The sequence below is a fragment of the Niallia sp. FSL W8-0951 genome (assembly GCF_038006525.1).
Lineage (GTDB): Bacteria > Bacillota > Bacilli > Bacillales > Cytobacillaceae > Niallia > Niallia circulans.
In genome coordinates this window covers 2,685,570-2,704,568 of the sequence record NZ_JBBOVK010000001.1, presented here as the reverse complement: position 1 = coordinate 2,704,568, position 18,999 = coordinate 2,685,570, and the positions used below count along the sequence as shown (strand labels likewise).

At 35.1% G+C, this 18,999-nt stretch carries 22 protein-coding genes; 6 read left to right on the top strand and 16 right to left on the bottom strand.

Annotated features, from left to right (window positions below; translation table 11 throughout):
* The first annotated feature begins 121 nt into the window (after positions 1–121).
* The gene (locus NSS71_RS13530) at positions 122–487 is read left to right on the top strand and encodes a HesB/IscA family protein (RefSeq protein WP_082138323.1); all 366 of its coding nucleotides are present in this window, start codon (positions 122–124) and stop codon (positions 485–487) included.
* Between the two features lie 158 nt (positions 488–645).
* On the opposite strand, the gene NSS71_RS13525 is transcribed toward NSS71_RS13530, so the two are convergent.
* A complete protein-coding gene (locus NSS71_RS13525) occupies positions 646–1,638 on the bottom strand; it encodes an NAD(P)/FAD-dependent oxidoreductase (protein WP_061799064.1) in 993 nt (330 codons plus the stop codon).
* A gap of 333 nt (positions 1,639–1,971) precedes the next feature.
* On the opposite strand from NSS71_RS13525, the gene NSS71_RS13520 reads away from it, so the two are divergent.
* The gene (locus tag NSS71_RS13520) at positions 1,972–2,679 is read left to right on the top strand and encodes a 3D domain-containing protein (protein ID WP_047942231.1); all 708 of its coding nucleotides are present in this window, start codon (positions 1,972–1,974) and stop codon (positions 2,677–2,679) included.
* A gap of 206 nt (positions 2,680–2,885) precedes the next feature.
* Here NSS71_RS13520 and NSS71_RS13515 read toward each other — a convergent pair whose 3' ends face one another.
* Positions 2,886–3,362, bottom strand: a complete 477-nt coding sequence (locus tag NSS71_RS13515; RefSeq protein ID WP_047942230.1) for a divergent PAP2 family protein — start codon at positions 3,360–3,362, stop codon at positions 2,886–2,888.
* Positions 3,363–3,839: 477 nt separating this feature from the next.
* Here NSS71_RS13515 and NSS71_RS13510 point away from each other — a divergent pair, with 477 nt between their 5' ends.
* The gene (locus NSS71_RS13510) at positions 3,840–5,342 is read left to right on the top strand and encodes a leucyl aminopeptidase (protein WP_341151758.1); all 1,503 of its coding nucleotides are present in this window, start codon (positions 3,840–3,842) and stop codon (positions 5,340–5,342) included.
* A 65-nt stretch (positions 5,343–5,407) separates the two neighbouring features.
* Here NSS71_RS13510 and NSS71_RS13505 read toward each other — a convergent pair whose 3' ends face one another.
* The 3 genes from NSS71_RS13505 to NSS71_RS13495 form a co-directional block, all read right to left on the bottom strand.
* Positions 5,408–6,421 (bottom strand): alpha/beta fold hydrolase, encoded by a 1,014-nt coding sequence (locus NSS71_RS13505; RefSeq protein WP_053215672.1) that lies wholly within the window; start codon positions 6,419–6,421, stop codon positions 5,408–5,410.
* Position 6,422: 1 nt separating this feature from the next.
* Complete coding sequence (locus NSS71_RS13500) at positions 6,423–6,920, bottom strand: hypothetical protein (RefSeq protein WP_047942228.1); 498 nt, start codon at positions 6,918–6,920, stop codon at positions 6,423–6,425.
* Between the two features lie 65 nt (positions 6,921–6,985).
* Positions 6,986–7,753 (bottom strand): glucose 1-dehydrogenase, encoded by a 768-nt coding sequence (locus tag NSS71_RS13495; protein ID WP_061799057.1) that lies wholly within the window; start codon positions 7,751–7,753, stop codon positions 6,986–6,988.
* Positions 7,754–7,993: 240 nt separating this feature from the next.
* On the opposite strand from NSS71_RS13495, the gene NSS71_RS13490 reads away from it, so the two are divergent.
* A complete protein-coding gene (locus NSS71_RS13490; RefSeq protein ID WP_047942226.1) occupies positions 7,994–8,215 on the top strand; it encodes a hypothetical protein in 222 nt (73 codons plus the stop codon).
* Positions 8,216–8,410: 195 nt separating this feature from the next.
* Here NSS71_RS13490 and NSS71_RS13485 read toward each other — a convergent pair whose 3' ends face one another.
* The 9 genes from NSS71_RS13485 to NSS71_RS13445 all read right to left on the bottom strand — a co-directional run bounded on the left by NSS71_RS13485 (position 8,411) and on the right by NSS71_RS13445 (position 14,964).
* Entirely contained in the window at positions 8,411–8,809 is a 399-nt protein-coding gene (locus NSS71_RS13485) for a hypothetical protein (protein ID WP_144546589.1), read from the bottom strand.
* A gap of 143 nt (positions 8,810–8,952) precedes the next feature.
* Positions 8,953–9,135, bottom strand: a complete 183-nt coding sequence (locus NSS71_RS13480; protein WP_047942225.1) for a hypothetical protein — start codon at positions 9,133–9,135, stop codon at positions 8,953–8,955.
* A 111-nt stretch (positions 9,136–9,246) separates the two neighbouring features.
* Positions 9,247–9,609 (bottom strand): monovalent cation/H(+) antiporter subunit G, encoded by a 363-nt coding sequence (gene mnhG / locus NSS71_RS13475; protein ID WP_047942224.1) that lies wholly within the window; start codon positions 9,607–9,609, stop codon positions 9,247–9,249.
* Complete coding sequence (locus NSS71_RS13470; protein WP_047942223.1) at positions 9,590–9,877, bottom strand: Na(+)/H(+) antiporter subunit F1; 288 nt, start codon at positions 9,875–9,877, stop codon at positions 9,590–9,592. The genes mnhG and NSS71_RS13470 overlap by 20 nt, the downstream gene beginning before the upstream one ends.
* The gene (locus NSS71_RS13465) at positions 9,877–10,353 is read right to left on the bottom strand and encodes a Na+/H+ antiporter subunit E (protein ID WP_047942222.1); all 477 of its coding nucleotides are present in this window, start codon (positions 10,351–10,353) and stop codon (positions 9,877–9,879) included. The genes NSS71_RS13470 and NSS71_RS13465 overlap by 1 nt, the downstream gene beginning before the upstream one ends.
* A gap of 5 nt (positions 10,354–10,358) precedes the next feature.
* Positions 10,359–11,831, bottom strand: coding sequence for a Na+/H+ antiporter subunit D (locus NSS71_RS13460; RefSeq protein WP_047942221.1), 1,473 nt, complete (start codon positions 11,829–11,831; stop codon positions 10,359–10,361).
* The gene (locus NSS71_RS13455; protein WP_047942219.1) at positions 11,824–12,162 is read right to left on the bottom strand and encodes a Na(+)/H(+) antiporter subunit C; all 339 of its coding nucleotides are present in this window, start codon (positions 12,160–12,162) and stop codon (positions 11,824–11,826) included. Before NSS71_RS13455 ends, NSS71_RS13460 begins: the two co-directional genes overlap by 8 nt.
* On the bottom strand, positions 12,162–12,587 hold the full coding sequence (locus NSS71_RS13450; RefSeq protein ID WP_047942218.1) for a Na(+)/H(+) antiporter subunit B: 426 nt from the start codon (positions 12,585–12,587) through the stop codon (positions 12,162–12,164). Before NSS71_RS13450 ends, NSS71_RS13455 begins: the two co-directional genes overlap by 1 nt.
* Positions 12,574–14,964 (bottom strand): Na+/H+ antiporter subunit A, encoded by a 2,391-nt coding sequence (locus NSS71_RS13445; RefSeq protein WP_341151757.1) that lies wholly within the window; start codon positions 14,962–14,964, stop codon positions 12,574–12,576. Before NSS71_RS13445 ends, NSS71_RS13450 begins: the two co-directional genes overlap by 14 nt.
* 812 nt (positions 14,965–15,776) lie before the next feature.
* On the opposite strand from NSS71_RS13445, the gene kapD reads away from it, so the two are divergent.
* The gene (gene kapD / locus NSS71_RS13440) at positions 15,777–16,394 is read left to right on the top strand and encodes a 3'-5' exonuclease KapD (protein WP_095259321.1); all 618 of its coding nucleotides are present in this window, start codon (positions 15,777–15,779) and stop codon (positions 16,392–16,394) included.
* A gap of 43 nt (positions 16,395–16,437) precedes the next feature.
* On the opposite strand, the gene NSS71_RS13435 is transcribed toward kapD, so the two are convergent.
* The gene (locus NSS71_RS13435; RefSeq protein WP_047942213.1) at positions 16,438–16,827 is read right to left on the bottom strand and encodes a kinase-associated lipoprotein B; all 390 of its coding nucleotides are present in this window, start codon (positions 16,825–16,827) and stop codon (positions 16,438–16,440) included.
* Between the two features lie 128 nt (positions 16,828–16,955).
* Between NSS71_RS13435 and NSS71_RS13430 the strand changes: the two genes are divergently transcribed.
* Positions 16,956–17,471 (top strand): superoxide dismutase family protein, encoded by a 516-nt coding sequence (locus NSS71_RS13430; RefSeq protein WP_341151756.1) that lies wholly within the window; start codon positions 16,956–16,958, stop codon positions 17,469–17,471.
* A gap of 162 nt (positions 17,472–17,633) precedes the next feature.
* Here the strand turns inward: NSS71_RS13430 and NSS71_RS13425 are convergent, their stop codons facing one another.
* Positions 17,634–18,908: an Nramp family divalent metal transporter gene (locus tag NSS71_RS13425; RefSeq protein ID WP_144581254.1), complete on the bottom strand. Its 1,275-nt coding sequence runs from the start codon at positions 18,906–18,908 to the stop codon at positions 17,634–17,636.
* Positions 18,909–18,999 lie beyond the last annotated feature (91 nt).

The following is an 18,999-nucleotide window of genomic DNA, read 5'->3' as shown; positions in this document are numbered from 1 at the left end:
CAGATTATCACATAGACCTGTTTTGTTACCATGTTTTACACAGGTCCCTTCAGTTGAGTAGTTTTGATTAGCGGTATATAATATAATAAGAAGTAATAACAGGACGAAAGGAGAATGAACAGTGACAGAAGAAATTGTACACATAACAGAAGCCGCTGCTCTTCAAATAAAAGAAATGATGAAGGCGAACGATGAAGAAGGTTCCTACTTAAGAGTAGCAGTAAAAGGTGGAGGCTGCAGTGGTTTATCTTATGGAATGGGTTTCTCACCGGATAAAGAAGAAAATGACCAACTTTTTGAGCAATATGGCATTCGTGTGTTAGTTGATCAAAACGATGGCCCTATTTTAAAAGGAACAAAAATTGATTACAAGCAATCCCTAATGGGCGGCGGATTCACCATCGACAATCCTAATGCGATTGCATCTTGTGGCTGCGGGTCTTCTTTCCGTACAGCGAAAGTGGCTGGAACACCAGAAGAGTGTTAAGAACAAAGCTTTAAAAGTTGAACACCGCTGTGTCATGAACACCTTTTGGTCTTCATGACACAGCGGTTTTTTTATTTAATAAAAAAGACTGAATGTAATCAGTTGTTTTCCAAACCATTGAGAGAAAACAACTGATTATCATTAGTCTTTAGAAAAGGTTATTTAAACAAAGAAGTACTGTGAAGAGGCTGTACTCGAGCTTTTGGATCCATATATGTTTTAGCATTATTGACTGCTGTAGGGGCTTCGCCAAAACCTGTAGCTATTAATTTCACTTTTCCATCATATGTGCATATGTCTCCAGCTGCATAGATACCTGGAATATTTGTCTCCATTTTGCTGTTAACAACAATAGAGTTCTTTTGAATCTCAAAGCCCCATTCTTTAATTGGGCCTAAAGAAGAAACAAATCCATAGTTTACAATAACTGCATCTACATCAATAATTTCTTTTTCTTGTGTTGTTACATTTTCAAGAATCACTTGTTTGATTTCCTCATCTCCTACTAACTCTGAAGGAATATAAGGAGTTTTGATGTTTACTTTTGAAATTTTAAGGTTTTCTACACTATGCTCATGTGCACGGAATTTATCACGTCTATGTGCTAAATAAACAGTATCCGCAATAGGCTCTAGCATTAATGCCCAGTCAACAGCAGAATCTCCACCACCAAACACCATTACCTTTTTCCCTGCAAACTGATTTAAGTCATTGATAAAGTAATGAAGATTTTTTCCTTCATATTCTTTCGCTTGTTCCAACTCTAATTTACGAGGTTGGAAAGCTCCGTTTCCAGCTGTAATAATAATAGTTTTGGAGTAATGGACTTCTTTATCGGTAGTAATTTTAAATATACCGTCACCTTGTTTCTCCACTGTTTGAACAGCTTGTTCTAGTACGATAGACTGTTCAAATTTTTTCATTTGCTCTTCTAAATTATCGACTAACTCTTGAGCACGAATTTTTGGAAATCCAGCAATGTCATATATATATTTTTCGGGATAAAGTGCTGTAAGCTGACCGCCAAGGGTAGGGAGACTCTCGATGATTTTAACGGTTGCTTGTCTCATCCCTCCATAAAAAGCAGTGAACATGCCTACAGGTCCACCACCGATAACAGTAATATCATAAATGGTTTGATTTTCTTCCAATTTTCCTAAACCCTCCTAATAAAGATCAGTTCTACAAGCTATCATATCATAATGATTATGATTTCTCACTTTTTTAATCTTCCAATTTTGAAAGCTATCTAGGACCACCATCCTACTCATAAATTTTATAAAATAAAGAATTTCCAACTTTTAACTTTTATTGGTAATAGTATAATTCGGAAAATAATGTAGAAATTATCGATTAGAACCTTCTAATCGATGTTTTTTTGTATTTTTTTGGTATTTTACTAGGGGGAAAGTTCTGCTTTTAACCTTTTTATGAATAAATTCTTTGAATATGGGAAATGAATAGTTTTGAGAGGAGTGAAAAATATGAATTATTATAAAAAGTTTTTTAGAAGAGTAGGAATGGTTCTACTTTTAATGGCAGCACTACTAACCACGTTCCAATCGATTTCAGGTGTTAAGGCGAGTTCGATAAATATTAGTACTAACGAACAATCTCAGGTAAGTAAAGATACCGGTCATATTGATCATACAATAAAACAAATGAGTGTAGCATTAAAAAGCTTTAAAAAAGCATTGGCGGAAAAAACACAAATTTCATCCAGTAAAGAGGTTGCAGGTAAACCCCCTTTGCTAGAAAATATGAAGGATTGGTCACAATATCCGACAAAACGGGTGATAGCAACAGGCTATACCGCTGGATATGAGTCAACTGGCAAGAACCCAGGGCATCCACAATTCGGTATTACCTATTCAGGCGTAAAAGTAAAAAGAGATTTATATAGTACCATAGCTGCTGATACTAGTGTATTTCCAATTGGAACTATTCTTTTTATCCCTGATTATGGATTTGGGGTTGTGGCAGATACTGGTTCAGCAATTAATGGCAATAGATTAGATTTATACTATGAAACCGTACAAGATGTATATAGTCAATGGGGCAAGAAAACAATAGATGTATACATAGTGGAAATGGGTAAAGGCAAACTAACAGAAGAAACGTTAAGTGCGTTAAATGAAGAAGAATCTATGCAAGTATTCCGTCAACAGTATACAAAAGCAGAAAATAAATAATTACATACTAATTATCAAGTAAAAAGGATATTCTAAAATCAAGGTCCTAACAAAAAATGTTAGTTGATTTTTAGGATATCCTTCTTTTTTAGAATAAATAAAACTGCTTTAGAATAGCTTAAGCAGTTTTATGTTGTCGACAGTCTGAAAACTGCTTTAGAATATAATATCTTAAGCAGTATTTATTTGTATTTATAAAGTCAAGGTTAATAAATTAGCATATGTAAAACAAGCGTCAATACAATTCCGGTTAGTCCACCAAAAAATACTTCTATCGGTTTATGTCCTAACAATTCTTTTAATTCTTTTCTTTTTTCCTGCTCCGGTTTGTTTTGCCATCCTTTTGCTTCATTTAAGAACTTATTAAAATCGTTTACTAAGCGATTTAAAACAATTGCTTGTTCTCCTGCCTGTCTTCTAACGCCTGTAGCATCAAACATAGTGATTATCGCAAAAATAGCAGCAACTGCAAAGATCGGTGAATCAAAGCCAGTTTGCAGAGCCACACCAGTAGAAAGAGCAGTTACAGCTGCTGAGTGAGAACTTGGCATTCCTCCTGTACTAGTTAACAAAGACCAGTCAATTTTTTTCGTAACAAAAAAAGTGATTGGCACTTTGACAAATTGCGCAAAAAAGATTGCAGCCAAACTCGCAAGTAAAGGAAAGTTAGCTAGTAGTTCCATAAAAACACCTCATCATTCTGTGAAAAATATGTACTTTTAGTATGTATACCTTATTTAACTCATTATTAATCTTTCATATAAGGAGAATTAATGGAAATAAGGAGGTAGACAGTGGAGCTAGATATAGGGTTAAAATGAATTTCATTCTGTATTATTTGCTTTCAAAGCCATGGAAAAACAAAAATGCGATTCATTTTTAAATGATTGAGAGCAATTTTCAATGCTCTTTTTGCTTTTCCACTTATCTTATTATAACATAACCAAATATTGTGCTTTCTACTTAAATTCGAAAAATCTTTTTACATTTTGGTACCTTTTATAAGAAAGTTGTTTTTCAAAATAAATCATTCAGCTGCAGCTAATCTTTAGGAATGCAGCATTATCATTTAGAAATGGATGAGGTAAATTTAATTAGATATACGAAATGATAAATAAATTCGTTATAATAGAAGAAGAAATAGAATGGAGGAATTGATTATGTTTTCATATCAGAAAGAATGGGATTTTCAAAATAATCATGAAAATATTATTATTGGATTATTTGATAAGTCTATTAAATTAGAAGGTAAGCTGCAATTACTAGACGAACAGTTTGAAGGAGAATTAACTAGTTTAGTAAAAGATGGGGATATTTCAGCAAAGAAAAAGGCCATTACGGTTATACATACTTTTGGAAAAATTGGAGCAAAACGAATTATTTTTGTTGGATTAGGAAAAGAGAAAGAACTGACCTTTGATGAGCTAAAAGCAATCTTTGGAGCAACCTTTAAACGCATTACTAGTGAAAAATGGGTGGAAACAGCTATATACTTGGATTCCTTTGTATCAGAGGAAAATGATGCACAAGATGTTGCTCATGCAAGCAGTGAAGCGTTTGGTCTTGCTACCTATGAGTTTTCAGGTTATAAACAAAAATCAAATGAACCAGAAAAAAAGATTACAGAAATTACTGTTTATAGTCATGTAGAGGAAGAGGAAGTTATGTCAGCGCTAAAAGTAGGGTATGTATATGGTCAGGCAACAAACTCTGCGCGTACGCTAGTTAACCTGCCAGGGAATATGCTAAAAGCAGCAGATTTAGCTAATTATGCACTAGAATTAGCGGGAAAATATGGCTTTGAGGCAGAAATATTAGAGAGAGAAGATATGCTAAAGCTTGGTATGGGTGCATTGCTTGCTGTGAACCAAGGTTCGACAGAGCCTCCTAAAATGATTGTGCTGAAATACCAGGGAAAAGATAACTGGGAAGATGTCATCGGCTTAGTAGGAAAAGGGATTACCTTTGATACAGGTGGTTATTCTATTAAGACAAAAACTGGTATTGTCGGTATGAAAACGGATATGGGCGGTGCAGCAGCAGTTCTTGGAGCAATGGAGATTATTGGAGAATTGAGACCAGAACAAAATGTCGTTGCAGTTATTCCATCTACTGATAATATGATAAGTGGTAATGCGTTTAAACCAGATGATGTTATCACATCGATGAGTGGAAAAACAATTGAGGTATTAAATACAGATGCAGAAGGTCGCTTAGTTTTAGCAGATGCAGTAACTTACGCAAAACATCATGGCGCTGATTACCTTGTAGATGTCGCAACCCTTACAGGTGGAGTAATTACCGCTTTAGGAATGGAAACGACAGGTGCAATGACGAATAATGAATCTTTATTTGAACAGGTGTTAGAAGCTTCCTATGAAGCAGGGGAACAAATGTGGAGACTGCCTATTTTTGAGAGTCATAAGAAATTAGTGCGCAATAGTCCGATTGCAGATTTAAATAATTCACCAGGTGCCGCTGGTCATGCAATCATGGGTGGTGCCTTTATTGGCGAATTTGCAGAGGAAACACTATGGGTTCATTTAGATATTGCTGGAACATCTACACAAAGTAAGGCTACTGATTTAGGTCAGCCAGGTGGAACAGGCGCTATGACTAGAACATTAGCATTGTTTGTAGAAAGATTTGAAAGTATAAAATAGAAAATACGTAGATCTATAGAAGAAATCACCAGACCCCATTTTATCGATTGATGGGGTCTGGTTTTTTATAGGGGGGTACTATGTGCTTGCAGCCACTTTTCCATTGGTTCTGGCATATGAGTACTCGCAACGAGACCAGCATGCCCGCCATCAAATAAAACAAAGGATTTATCTTGACTTGAAACAAGATCCATAATTGGTTCGCAGAGAGAACTTGGAACAAGAGGATCATTCTTGGTGGAAAATACAAGTAAATTAGAGTGAATGTTAGACAAATCAACCTCTTCTCCATTGATTGTTAAACCACCCTCAATCATCTTATTGTCCCTGACAAAGTCATTCATAAGTTGTTTAAACGTTGCCCCAGCTACAGGGATATGATCGAGTGTCCATTTGTTCATTCGTGCCCATTTTTCCGAGTATGTTTCTTCGCCAGAACGATTTAAAAGTGCTAAATAATGGCTGAAGGAAAGAGGAGCAACAAGTAACCTAGTTCCATATTTAACCGATTCAGGAGGTACAATGCCCATTTTATCGATTAATTCCTCAAGGTGCAGTTCATTTTCGCGAAGAGCATTCAGCCACTTATCATAGTCCGGAAAATCGGAAAAGTTAATTGGAGACACCGCAAGAATTAAATTTTTAATATAACGATTATCTAATGCTGCAAATATGCTGGCAAGTGTTCCTCCTAAACAAAAACCAATGACAGTAAAGGAATCGGAGTTAGCATGTCGCATCGCTCGTTTAAAACCTGGTTGAATATACTTTGCTATATAATCATCAATGGTTAAATGACGATCCTCGTATGCAGGAATCCCAAAATCAATTAAATACGTATCATACCCTGCGTTATTAAATGCCTCAATTAAACTCATGGAGGGACCTAAGTCAAGAATATATGGTTTATTCACGATTGAATAAACAAGAAAAATCGATTCTTTATATTTTCTTTCTTTAGAAGGGTAATACCATAAAGTTGCTTTGTTTTTTTTCCAAATGGCATATTTTTCTGATTGTCCAACGGCAGGATCGTACGATAAGGTATGAATAAATTTAGCTAGACTTTTTTTTGCCATATTATATCGCCTGATTGGAAATAGTAGAAAAGCTGAGTTCGTCTTTTTGTGAATCCAATTGTTGTTTTGCTTGCACTAATTCATTTTGAAGTGTGGAAATACGCTGTTCTTGCTCAGTAATGATATTTGTCAATTGATTGGAGTAATCATCAGAAGGATTCATGCTTAATTGTTCAATTAGTTGTTTGACTTCTTTCATCATTGTCGTTAATTCAAATAACTGATCATCAAGATTATCGATTTTTTCTTCTGATTGAAGAATTAACTGGGTTGCGTTTGCAAGGTCTGTTTTAGTAGGTAGATTCATATAATTACTTAATTGCTCTGTATAAGTTTGAATTTGATCTAATTTGTTTGTTAATGGATTCATTTTTGAAGTTGTGAAATCAATAATGGACATTTGATTTAAACTGTTCTTAATACGGTTATTTAACCGATATTGTAATAAAGTGCCGCCTTTCTTTAATAACTCATAAAAATCGATTGTAACGTGTGCCATTTTCCTATCCCTCTTTCTTTTCTTTTTTAGTGAACATCCTAAAGCTTATTTCTAGACTCCCTTTTTTATAAACTAGAGGAAAGTCCACCATCAATGGCAATTGTTTGTCCTGTGATATAATTGGAAGATTCTCCAGCTAAGAGCAGAATAATTCCATCTAAATCACTTAATTCCCCTAAGCGCCTTGCTGGAATTCCAGCAGTAATTAGGTTTTTACTATCTTCTAATTTAGTCGTAATACTTGTCGGGAAAAAACCTGGCGCAATCGCATTTACTTGGATATTATAACGGGCTAACTTAATAGCTAATTCTTTGGTTAATGTAATGAGTGCGCCTTTACTCGTGTTATAAGCAATTGCATCTAATAAGTGCGGCGGAGTTCCGTTAAATGCGGTAACAGAAGAAACATTAATTATTTTGCCCTTTTTTTGTTCTGCCATTTTTTTAGCAGCTGCCTGTGAAAATAAAAAAGATCCTTTGAGATTAACATCAAGTACTTTATCCCATTTCTCTTCGGGATAATCAAGAAAAGGTGCCATCCAGGAAGTACCGCTGTTATTAATTAAGATATCTATAGTTTGGAATTTGGCGATTGTTTGGCTAATAACATGGTCTATATCCTCTTTTTTGGATACATCGCATGGAAGGGCTAATACCTTTATTCCTTTATCTTGTAATTTAGCAGCAGTTTTTGTACACTGTTCTAAGTTTCTGGAACAAATGACAATGTTAGCCCCAGCTTCACCTAGCGTTTTGGCCATTTGTTCTCCTAACCCTCGACTTCCCCCTGAGATAATTGCCGTCTTATTCGTGAAATCAAAAAGTGAATTCATTTTCTTTACCATTCCTCCTGCGACATCTATTCCATATAGTATAGACAAGCAATGACCTAAGCGTGAATAAATTAATGGAATTACCTATGCCTATCCTGCACTTTTTTTATTAACAAAAAAAGCATTTATTTCTAGAAATTTAGCGATATAAGGCGATAGCCCAGTCCAAAAGGGGGACATTCGCATAGAAAATAGAGAAGAGAAATAAGTCTAAAATGAGAGTGGAGGTAATGTTGAAGAATGTATGGATACCCTTATCAGTATCAGTATCAGTATCAATATCCACAGCAAGATTCAAGAGCCTGGTTTGCAGCACCCTTTGTGGGTGGTTTATTAGGAGGAGTAATAGGCGGGGCTTTAGTGAGACCAAGACCGTTTTTTGGTCCTGTCCCATATGGCCCTGTTCCGTTTGGTCCAGCTCCGTTTGCTCCTGGACCATATGGACCGTATCCTTATTACTAAAAAATCCATCAATTGGATAGAAGAATAGCTGTTTTGGTAAAAGGTACAATTAATTATATAGCAATGATTGAACAGGTATAATCAATCATAACAAAAAGCGTTTTAGAAAAATAAAGTTCACTTATTCTTTATCGGATTATTTCAGGCAGTACGTTATACAGCCTGAAATAATCTATTATGAACAACTAAAAAATGCTAACGCCATCTCAATTGAACAGATAAGAAGCAGCAATAGGGTGGCTTATTTTTATGGTCGAAATTTAATGTGATCCCATCAGGATTATAAGCTATTGTAGGGGATTCTTTTACGCCAATTGATTTTATTAATTGCTCCACTGTTTCCGTTTTAGATAATTGAGCGGCATTCATGAGATTCTTGGAAAAGTCAGGAGAGTTAGCAAATTTTTTTAAACAGGTCTCCACATCAGGCAATAAAGATAGGGTATCCTTAGCAGAATTGATGAGTTTAGAAGGATTCGCTTCTGGGAGTTCTCGAAAATAGAGAGGGTAATGAAGATATGGGTGGAATGCTGCTAAAGTAGGGATTTTACGATGATAATATCGAGCGTGGTACATAGTAGCCATTCCTTTCATGCATAATTTTGCTTCTTTTATTCTATTCCTTATAAAGGGAATTTATGAATAAGAAAAGACTTGAAATCACATCAGGAAAAAATAGCCTGCTTCGATTTCAAGTCTTTAAAATATGCATAACTTTAAGATGTTTTATTTGTTTCTTAAAACTTACTACGGTGTTCGATTAGATCAATTGTTCCTAAGACCACATGTGCTAGTCCAAATCCAAAGACTGTATTGGAAATCATGGAATCGATTTTACGATTTTTTTTCATGGCAATGCCAGCAGTTGTAACGGCTGTTCCAAGAACAGTAGGGATTAATCCTTCACGTATATTTTTCATATTATTGTACTCCTGTTCTGTATTAGTCCAATGACAGGACAGGAATATTATTTGCTTATGATCGATAGCTTATCCTGCTAAAAACATTGGTTCCGCAGGCAAATGATGGGCTTATTTGCTTTTCGCAGCAGCGTTTCTCGCTTCTTTTAAATCATCTCTTATCGCTTCATCTGCCATTGGTATTTTTCTGTTATAAGCAGAGCGAATAATAAGTTGTCCCGCAACTGGAGATGTTAAGAAAATAAAGGCGATGGCAAGAATTAAACGGGAATTGAAAATTCGTTCCGACTGGAAAAAGTAGAGACAAGCACCAAGAAGGATAAACATGACCCCTAGTGTCGCAGATTTAGATGCTGCGTGACTTCTTGTGTACACATCAGGTAATCGTAATACGCCAATGCTTGCAACCAGACTTAATAAGGCTCCTAAGAGAATAAGAATAGCTATGATAATGCTAATGATTGTCGCGGTCATTTTCGATTATTACTCCTTTCTCCAGATACTTCGAGAAAGCTACCGTACCAATAAAGGCTAAAATACCAATGAGAAGAATAACTTCCAAAAAGGCTGATGTTTTTAACACCACTGATAAAATAGCAGTAATCGCAACAAGGTTGATTCCGATGGCATCTAAAGCGACTACTCTATCGGGAGTAGAAGGTCCCTTTACAACTCGATAAATAAATAAAATCGTCGAGGTAGAAACAATAAATAAAGATATATGCATAATCGTCTGGAACATCAAATACTCACCTCTTGTATGGCTTTTTCAAAGCTATTTTTGATACTGCTGATAGCGGCCTCTTTATCGCTAATATCGATTGCATGAATATATAGGATTTTATTATCTTCTGAAATATCTACAACAAGGGTTCCAGGTGTCAGGGTGATAAGGTTACAAAGTAGCGTTATTTCCCAGTCTTTCCTTAAATCCGTTTCGAGGGCAAAAATACCCGGCGTTACTTTTAACCTTGGTTGAAGAATAATTTTTAACACGGCAATATTAGAAAGTACTAATTCTCTTAGAAAAATACCTAAAAGCTTTAATATAGAAACAACTCGATATAAATAAAACTTATCGGAGAAAAATCTTCTTGTAATAAAAATGAGAATCAATCCGATAATAAAGCCGATTAGAAACGTATCTGGAGCGAAGGAGCCTTTCAGAAACATCCAAATAAAACTGATTACAAAATTTAATAATAATTGAAATGCCATTGTCATCACTCCTTTAATACGGCATTTATATAGTTTTCCGGCTGCAATAAACTTTCAACAGCGAGAGAAATATATGGTGAAATCACCTCTGCACCAATTCCGATTAGACAAGAAAGAAGGACTAGTAAACATCCGGGCAGTAAAAGTGTTTTTATAGGCTTTCTAGTAATATTATCTGATTCTTCTCCCCAAAAAGCTTTAACAAATATCTTGATAACAGATAGTAGAACGAGGAGACTCGATAGCACAACAATAAAACTTCCAATATAATTACTTTCTTCAAACGCTCCCTGGATAATTAGTAATTTACCAATAAAGCCACTTAATGGCGGAATACCTGCAAGTCCAAGTGCTGCAAGAAAGAAAGTCCAAGTAAGTAGAGGATATTTTTTCATTAAGCCACTCATATATTTTAAATTACTAGTTCCAGTAATATAAATCATGATTCCGATTAATAGAAACAGTGCTCCTTTAATAACCATGTCATGTAAAAGGTAGAAAATCGATCCATTTAAGGAAGTACTATTAAAAATAGAGAATCCATACAAGATAACCCCAATTGCCGTAACGATATTATAGATAATAATTTTTTTGACATCATTATAGGCAATTGCTCCAATTGCTCCTAAAATAATGGTTAGTAAAGAAAGGGTACCTAATAATGCAAAGACATAAGAATCTTCATAGAAGAAGAGGGAGTACGTCCGGGCAATCGAATAAACTCCAACTTTTGTTAATAGCGCTCCAAATAATGCAAGTATCGGTATTGGAGCGGCATAATAAGATCCTGGAAGCCAGAAAAATAACGGGAAGAGAGCCCCTTTTAATCCAAAAACGATTAAGAACAGGACAGCTATGACCGTTAATATGCCTGATCCATCCACTTCACTGATTCGTTCTGAAATAGACGCCATATTTAAAGTTCCAACAACAGAATAAATATAGGCAACGGCAATAACGAAGAGTGCGGAAGCGACAACATTTACAATAATATATTTTACTGTTTCTCTTAATTGAATTTTTGTATTTCCAAGAACAAGTAGTACATAGGAAGCCATTAACATTACTTCAAAGAATACAAACAAGTTAAAGATATCGCCAGTTGAAAACGCACCAATAACACCAACTAAGAGAAATTGAATCATAGCGTAATAAAAGTAATTTTCCCTTTCTCTATCGATTCCCTTAAAGGAGTAGAGGATACAACAAAAGGCGATTATATTTGTTGTTAACACAAGAAGTGCTGATACCATATCTGATACAATCGTTATCCCAAACGGTGCATCCCAATTACTCAAATTTACTGTTTGAATTCCCTCGTTTTTGATTTTATCTATCATAAATAGCACAATAATAATCGAAACACTAGTGCTCAATAGGGAAATAATCCGTTGTAAGATGGTCTTCTTATAAAAGAAAATCAACATGATTCCTGTGAGTAAAGGAATTAAAATTGGAAATAGAATTAAATTACTCATGCTTTTTCCCTCTCAATTTCTCCAGATTATCTGTCCCTAATTCTTGATAAGTTCTGTAGGCAAGTACTAATAAGAAGGAAGTGACACCAAAGCTAATAACAATCGCAGTTAATATTAATGCTTGGGGTAACGGGTCAGAATAACTGTCAGCATGCTGACCTAAGAGAGGAGCAGCACCTTTCTTTAAACCACCCATCGTTAATATTAATAAGTGAACCCCATGGCTAAGAAGGCCAGTTCCAATAATAATGCGCAATAGACTCTTAGAAAGTATTAAATACGTCGCACACATAAATAAAATGCCGATAATGAATGCCATTAAGAATTCCATTAGTCATCCTCTCCAATCGTTTGAATAATGGTCATTGTAACTCCCACTACTACTAGGAAAACCCCGAGATCAAACAGTGCAGCAGTGTGAAGGGACGTTTCTCCTAATAAAGGTAAGTGCGCATGTTTATTAAAAAAATGCGTTAAAAATGGTTTCCCATCTAATACGGCAATCATTCCTGTTAAAGTGCTTATCAGCAAGCCTATTGCAGTAACATAGATAAAATTAACAGGAAAGATTTTTTTTACTAATTTTAAATCATAAGCTATCAGCAATAGAACTATTGCTCCACTTGCCATTAATCCGCCGATAAAGCCTCCGCCTGGTGTATAGTGACCAGAAAAAAAGAGATCAACTGCATACAGAAGTATCAAAAAGACAATGACTTTTGTAATGGTTTGTAAAACTAAATTATTTATTTTCATTTTTCTTTCCTCCCATTCTCAAAGTTATCATCGAATAAATACCAATAGCAGCAATTGCTAATACTGTAATTTCAAAGAGTGTATCAAATCCCCTGAAATCCACTAAGATAACATTTACCATGTTTTCTCCTGCTGCTTTCGTATAAGTATTCTCCACATAAAATTGAGAAATGGAATCGAACAGTTTCGTGCTATAGGAGGCAATCGCAATAACCATCACTACGAGTCCTACTAGTACGGAAATAATTGCATTTGATAATTTGAAAGGAATACTTTCCTTTTTTCTAGCATTTCTAGGTAAATGGTAAAAACACAATAAGAATAAAGCAACGGAAACTGTTTCAATAACTAATTGAGTTAAAGCAAGGTCAGGTGCGCGAAATACTACGTAAAATAAAGAAACGGTATATCCGACTGCCCCTAAAAGAATAATAGAGGTCAAACGGGATTTAGCAAATAGTATAGCTATGGTGGAAATCACCAGAACAAGCGACAGTACTACTTCGTATCCACCAATTGGTGCTAGTCGGGAAGTGTCTATTGTAAATCCATCCTTTGCAAATAAAGTATAAGAGAGGATTAGGATAAAGAAAGAAAAGATATAAATGAGATAGGTGCGCAAGGAACCTGTCATATATCTGTTTGTCAGCTTGTTAAATCCATTTTCTGTTTCGCCAAATAACCAATCATATATTCGATTCCAAATAACAGGAATGGCTTGATAGATAACAGACCATTTTCCCACAGTTAAATAGAGAATTATTCCCAATACAATGACCCCAATTGTCATAAATAACTCAGGTTCAAATCCATGCCAGTGATAGATATGCAGATCATAAACGCCTCCGCCATAAATAGATGTAATAGCAGGAGAAAGAATGGTATTGGATAGAAGACCAGGAAATAATCCAAATATGACAACAAGTGATACTAAGATAATGGGTGAAATCAGCATACCCATTGGTGCTTCATGTGGTTTAGTAGATAATTTTTCTGGTTGATATTTTCCAGTGAAAGTTTTAAATGCAAGAATCATGCTATAGACAAATGTAAAGATGCTGCCGACCCAGGCGATGACAGGTAATAAAACTCCCCATGTATCTAGGTTAAACATTTGGAAATCAAGAATATTTAACATGCTTGCAAAGAACATCTCTTTGCTTAGAAATCCATTAAATGGGGGGATTCCAGCCATAGACATCGAGCCGACTAATGCGATAGCAAATGTGATAGGCATAATTTTCATCAGGCCGCCTAAACGGCGAATATCTCTTGTTCCAGTTTCGTGGTCAACAATTCCAACCATCATAAACAAACTTCCTTTAAAGGTTGCATGGTTGACAAGATGGAAGACTGCAGCAGCTGTAGCAATGTAATACACACTTTCATTGTCATAGTGGACACCAGCAGCTCCAATCCCTAGTAAAGACATAATCATTCCGAGCTGACTAATGGTTGAGTATGCGAGAAGACCTTTTAAGTCTACTTGTTTTATCGCCATAAAAGATCCATATATCAGTGTAACAATCCCGACAAGTGATACAATCCACAGCCAATAACCAGACACTGCAAAGACAGGACTTAAACGGGCAACAAGATATATTCCAGCTTTAACCATTGTAGCGGAATGCAAATAACTGCTGACTGGTGTTGGAGCTTCCATTGCATCAGGCAGCCAAATATGGAAGGGAAATTGGGCCGATTTTGTAAATGCTCCAAGTAAGATGCAAATCATCCCTAAAATAAATAACGGATGAGACATAATAGATTCTTGTTGAACAGAAGTAATTATTTCTGAAATAGTAAAGGAACCGGTCATTAGGTAAAGTAGGACAATCCCTGCTAATAAGGAAAGACCACCAAATACGGTAACAACCATTGATTTGATTGCGCCATATCGCGAATTACTTCGATTATTCCAAAAACCTATTAAAAGGAACGAAGAAATACTTGTAATTTCCCAGAACATATAAAGAACAATGAGATTATCAGATAAGACGACCCCGAGCATTGCTCCCATGAATAACAGAAGATATACATAGAAATGATTGACCTTCTCTTTGTTTTTATCCAAATAATAAATGGAATAGAGAATAACAAGAGAACCGATTCCAGTTATTAATAAGGCAAATAGCATGCCAAGACCGTCTAATTTTACGGCGAAATCGATTCCTAGTGATGGGATCCAGGGGATTGATTCTACTTTCGTATGTAAATTTGAGGTTGTCCCAATGTTTCGGCAAAAATAAATAAACAACAGCAAGGGAAGTAGAAGAACAAACCATCCCGTATGTATTTTTTTCCTAAATATAAATGTGATCGGTATTAATAGGGTGTATAAAAATGGTGCAAGTACAGCCCAGTGAAGAATAGACAAATTAACCCCTCCTTAAACTTTGCTAAAAGACGCTTGAAATGATTGAACATGTTAAAGTATAACGCAAAAAAAAACGCTCTGCATATAGGAAACTAGAAATTAAGTTAAGACTAAACCTTTCTATTAAATAGGTAGAAACATGGTCTAAAACAGGAAAAAAATTTTTTGTTTTTTGTGTAAAACATCCATCTTTTTGCTCAAACTAATGGTGAGGTGGTATACTTTGCAATTAAAAATAAAAGTAAATATTTCCATTTGTCTATTTTCTCTATGTCTTTTTGTTGGAATTTTATTGGACAACTTCCAAAAAAGAGAGTTTTATTCACTGGAGGAACTTCTTTTCATAGAAGAGGCAAACTCTCCTTTTTTGGATGAAACGATGATTCCTTTTCAACCAAGAGAATATATCAGGATAATCGCAGAAGAATAATGCAGCGAAAAGGGACAGCCGTTTATTAAGGGTTGTTCTTTTTTTTATGTTCTGCAGTAGAAGGAAAAATATGTGTAAGGGGAAAACTTGTTTATTTCATAAATATCCAAATGGAAGCAGTCTTTCGTATTCCCAAACTATATTTAAACAGGAGAGCTATCCTGTGTTTTTTTACGTTGCATTTCTGCATAGAACCAATAAATGGATCTGATAAGTTAATAAAAAAAATAAAGATAAAAATACAGAAAATTAAAAAGGTTAAGTGATATTCTGTTATAATATAGATAAATAAAAGACAGCTAGTTTATCGAGATGAATAGAAGAAAGAACGGTTTAGACAGGATGATTCATGTGAAATATCGATAAAAAAGAAGGTGAAAGAATGGAAAAGCAACAGTATTTATTTATTGACTTTGAATTCACCATGCCAGAGAAAAGTAGTAAGTTTAAGGGGTTTTATCCAGAAATTATTGAAGTTGGTATTGTAGCCGTTATTGGTGATACCATAAGGGAACAGTTTTCTTCATATGTAGTACCCCGTAAGTTTTCAACCCTTTCAAGGAGATGCAAATCTTTTCTACATATTTCACAAGAACAAGTAAATAACGGGATATCTTTATACGATCTAATGAAAAAGCTTGAGGCAATTTGTAACGGATATCAAAATATAATTGTTACATGGGGAAACATGGATATGAAAGTGCTAAAGGATAATTGTCATAAAGCACAACTTCCCTTTATTCTATCTTGTAAAGAAGTTGATTTATCGATGGAATATAAGCGGTTTTTTGGTGATAAAAACCAAACAGGCTTATGGAAAGCAGTTAGGGAATATGGCAGAGAGGGAACTGGGAAACATCATCGTGCTTTAGATGATGCCTTAACCACTTATCATATTTTTAAACTTGTTGAGCAAGATAAGAAGTACTTGGGGAAATCTAATCAACCAACCATTGGAGACTTAATTGATATGTCTAAATTATTTAATAAGTTTGCATAAAAAAGACGAAGAATACATTCCTCGTCTTTTTTGTTATTTTCTTCTAAACGATTTTATAGTATTCTGCATTAAGTATTTCCAGGTTTTTTAAACTTTGAATAGCGAAAGCAGAATCATCTTCTTGAAGCTCTTTACGCATTTTTTCGATAGCTGTTTGTAGGGAATCATTATAAGAAGGAATGGAGTCTTCCTTATATAGCTTGACCATTTTCTTTGGAGCATTCATCTGTTCTCGGTAAGAAAGGGCTTTTCTTTCATGGAAAATATCAACTATGGCCTCTTTTGGCTGATGCAAATCCCCTTGCATCGGATGCTTTAAGACCGCAAGAACCCGTACTAAATAACTTTGAGGACGAATCTCTGTAATTTCCCCGATGTATTTTCCAGTTTTATAAAAAGCGGTGACGATGGAACCGATAGCTAGTTCTGACAATCTAATCCCTCCAGATTTTCTTTCCTTTAATAGTATCACAAAGGCTATAGTTTGATAAACGAGAATAACTGCATAATAAGGAGTCTTTTTTCAAATATTAATACCAAACCGTCCATGGAGGAAAAAAGATGAGAAAACTGAGTTTATTAGTGCTGATAACCATTTTCCTAACCGGCTGTGCGGAGGGGGAAGTGACAAAAGCAGAGGTAGAAATGTTTAATGATGTGGGAGACTCTTTAGGAACAATTAAATTGCAGGAGCAGGCTGACGGAGTAAAATTATCTTTAAATTTAAAAGGTCTAACTCCAGGAATCCATGGTATTCATATACATGAAACAAATAAATGTGATGCTCCAGATTTTCAATCGGCAGGCAATCACTTTAATCCAGATAATAAAGAACATGGTTTACTTCACCCAGAAGGTGCACATGCAGGTGATTTACCTAATATCTTGGTAAAGGAAGATGGAACCGTAAAAGCTGAGCTAATGGCACCACAAGTAACCCTTAGAGATGGAAAAAAATCATTATTCAGCAAAAAAGGGACTTCAATCGTTATTACCGAACAACAAGATGACGGAATGACTCAACCTGCAGGGGATTCAGGCGAAAGAATCGCATGTGGATCGATTAAAAAGAAATAATTCTATATGAAACAACAGGCGACTTTTAGGATCGCCTGTTGTTTCTTTGGTTCATTTCTAAGAAGCTGGGACAAACAAAAAATGTTTTAGGATTTTTTAGTGTTGTTATTCTGCTTCTTTTATACGAAAAAGATTTAGATTCGCCTTTATAAGATTCCTGTTTTACTGAAATGTTTGTACGAGAATAAAAATATTCAATCCAACAATTAAAATAGCCATAACCCATGAAATAATCGTAATCCATTTTGTATTGACTAGGTTTCCCATGATACGTTTTGAACTAGTAAACATTATTAATGGAATAAGAGCAAAACCAATTCCAAATGATAAAATTACTTGACTTATTACTAGTGCAGTTGTTGGATTAATACCTAATGCAATGACAGCAATAGGAGGCACCATTGTAATAAATCTTCTTACATATAAAGGAATGCGAAAATGAATAAATCCTTGCATAATAACATCTCCAGACATCGTTCCTACAGATGAACTGGATAATCCAGCAATTAATAAACCAAGTCCAAATAAAGTTGCTGAAACGGGATTTACTAACTGTCCAAAATAGTTAAAAGCTACATCTAAATCTTCTACAAATAATCCATTTTTATGGAATAATGCACTAGAGACGATAAGCATTGCCCCATTAATAAATCCTGCAATCAACATGGCAATAAGGATATCGATAAATTCAAAGCGGAAGATTTGCTTTTTCTCTTTATCCGTTTCCCCAACAATTCTATTCTGTGTTAATGCAGAATGTAAGTAAATCGCATGTGGCATTACTGTAGCCCCAAGGATCCCAGCAGCTAAAATTACGCTATCTACTCCATCAAATTGTGGAGTGAATAACCCATGTAATAAAGATGGAACATCTGGCTTCGCAAAGAACATTTGTACAATAAAAGAAAGGACAACAATAAATAGCATCGCAGTAATTCCTGCTTCTAGAGAACGGTATCCCCGTCTTTGTAATTCAAGAATAGCAAAAGATCCTACAGCAGCAATCAGACTAGCTTCCAGTAAAGGAATACCAAAGAGAAGATAAATACCAAGTGCTGCACCAATAAACTCTGCTAAATCTGTTGCCATAATGACAAGCTCACCTTGTATCCACAAGCCGATAGATACAGGCTTGGGAAATTCCTCTCGTGCTATCTCTGCTAAATTTTTACCGGTAGCGATACCTAATTTTGCTGATAAGGATTGAATAATTAACGCCATAATATTAGAAAAAAGAATAACCCATAATAATAAGTATCCATATTTTGATCCAGCAGCAATATTCGTTGCGAAGTTTCCTGGATCAATGTAGGCAATTGCCGCAATGAATGCTGGTCCTAGAAACGGAAGGATTTTTTTCCAACCTTTAACTTCCTTGCTAAACACACTTTTTGCTGATTTAGAATGAATTTTTTCTAAAGATCGATTTCTGTCCATTTTTCTCACCTGATTTTGCTTTGGTTTAAAAAGTTTCGTTAATGCAACTTTTATATAAAAGATATTCCTAAATTAGAAAATTGTCAATCTA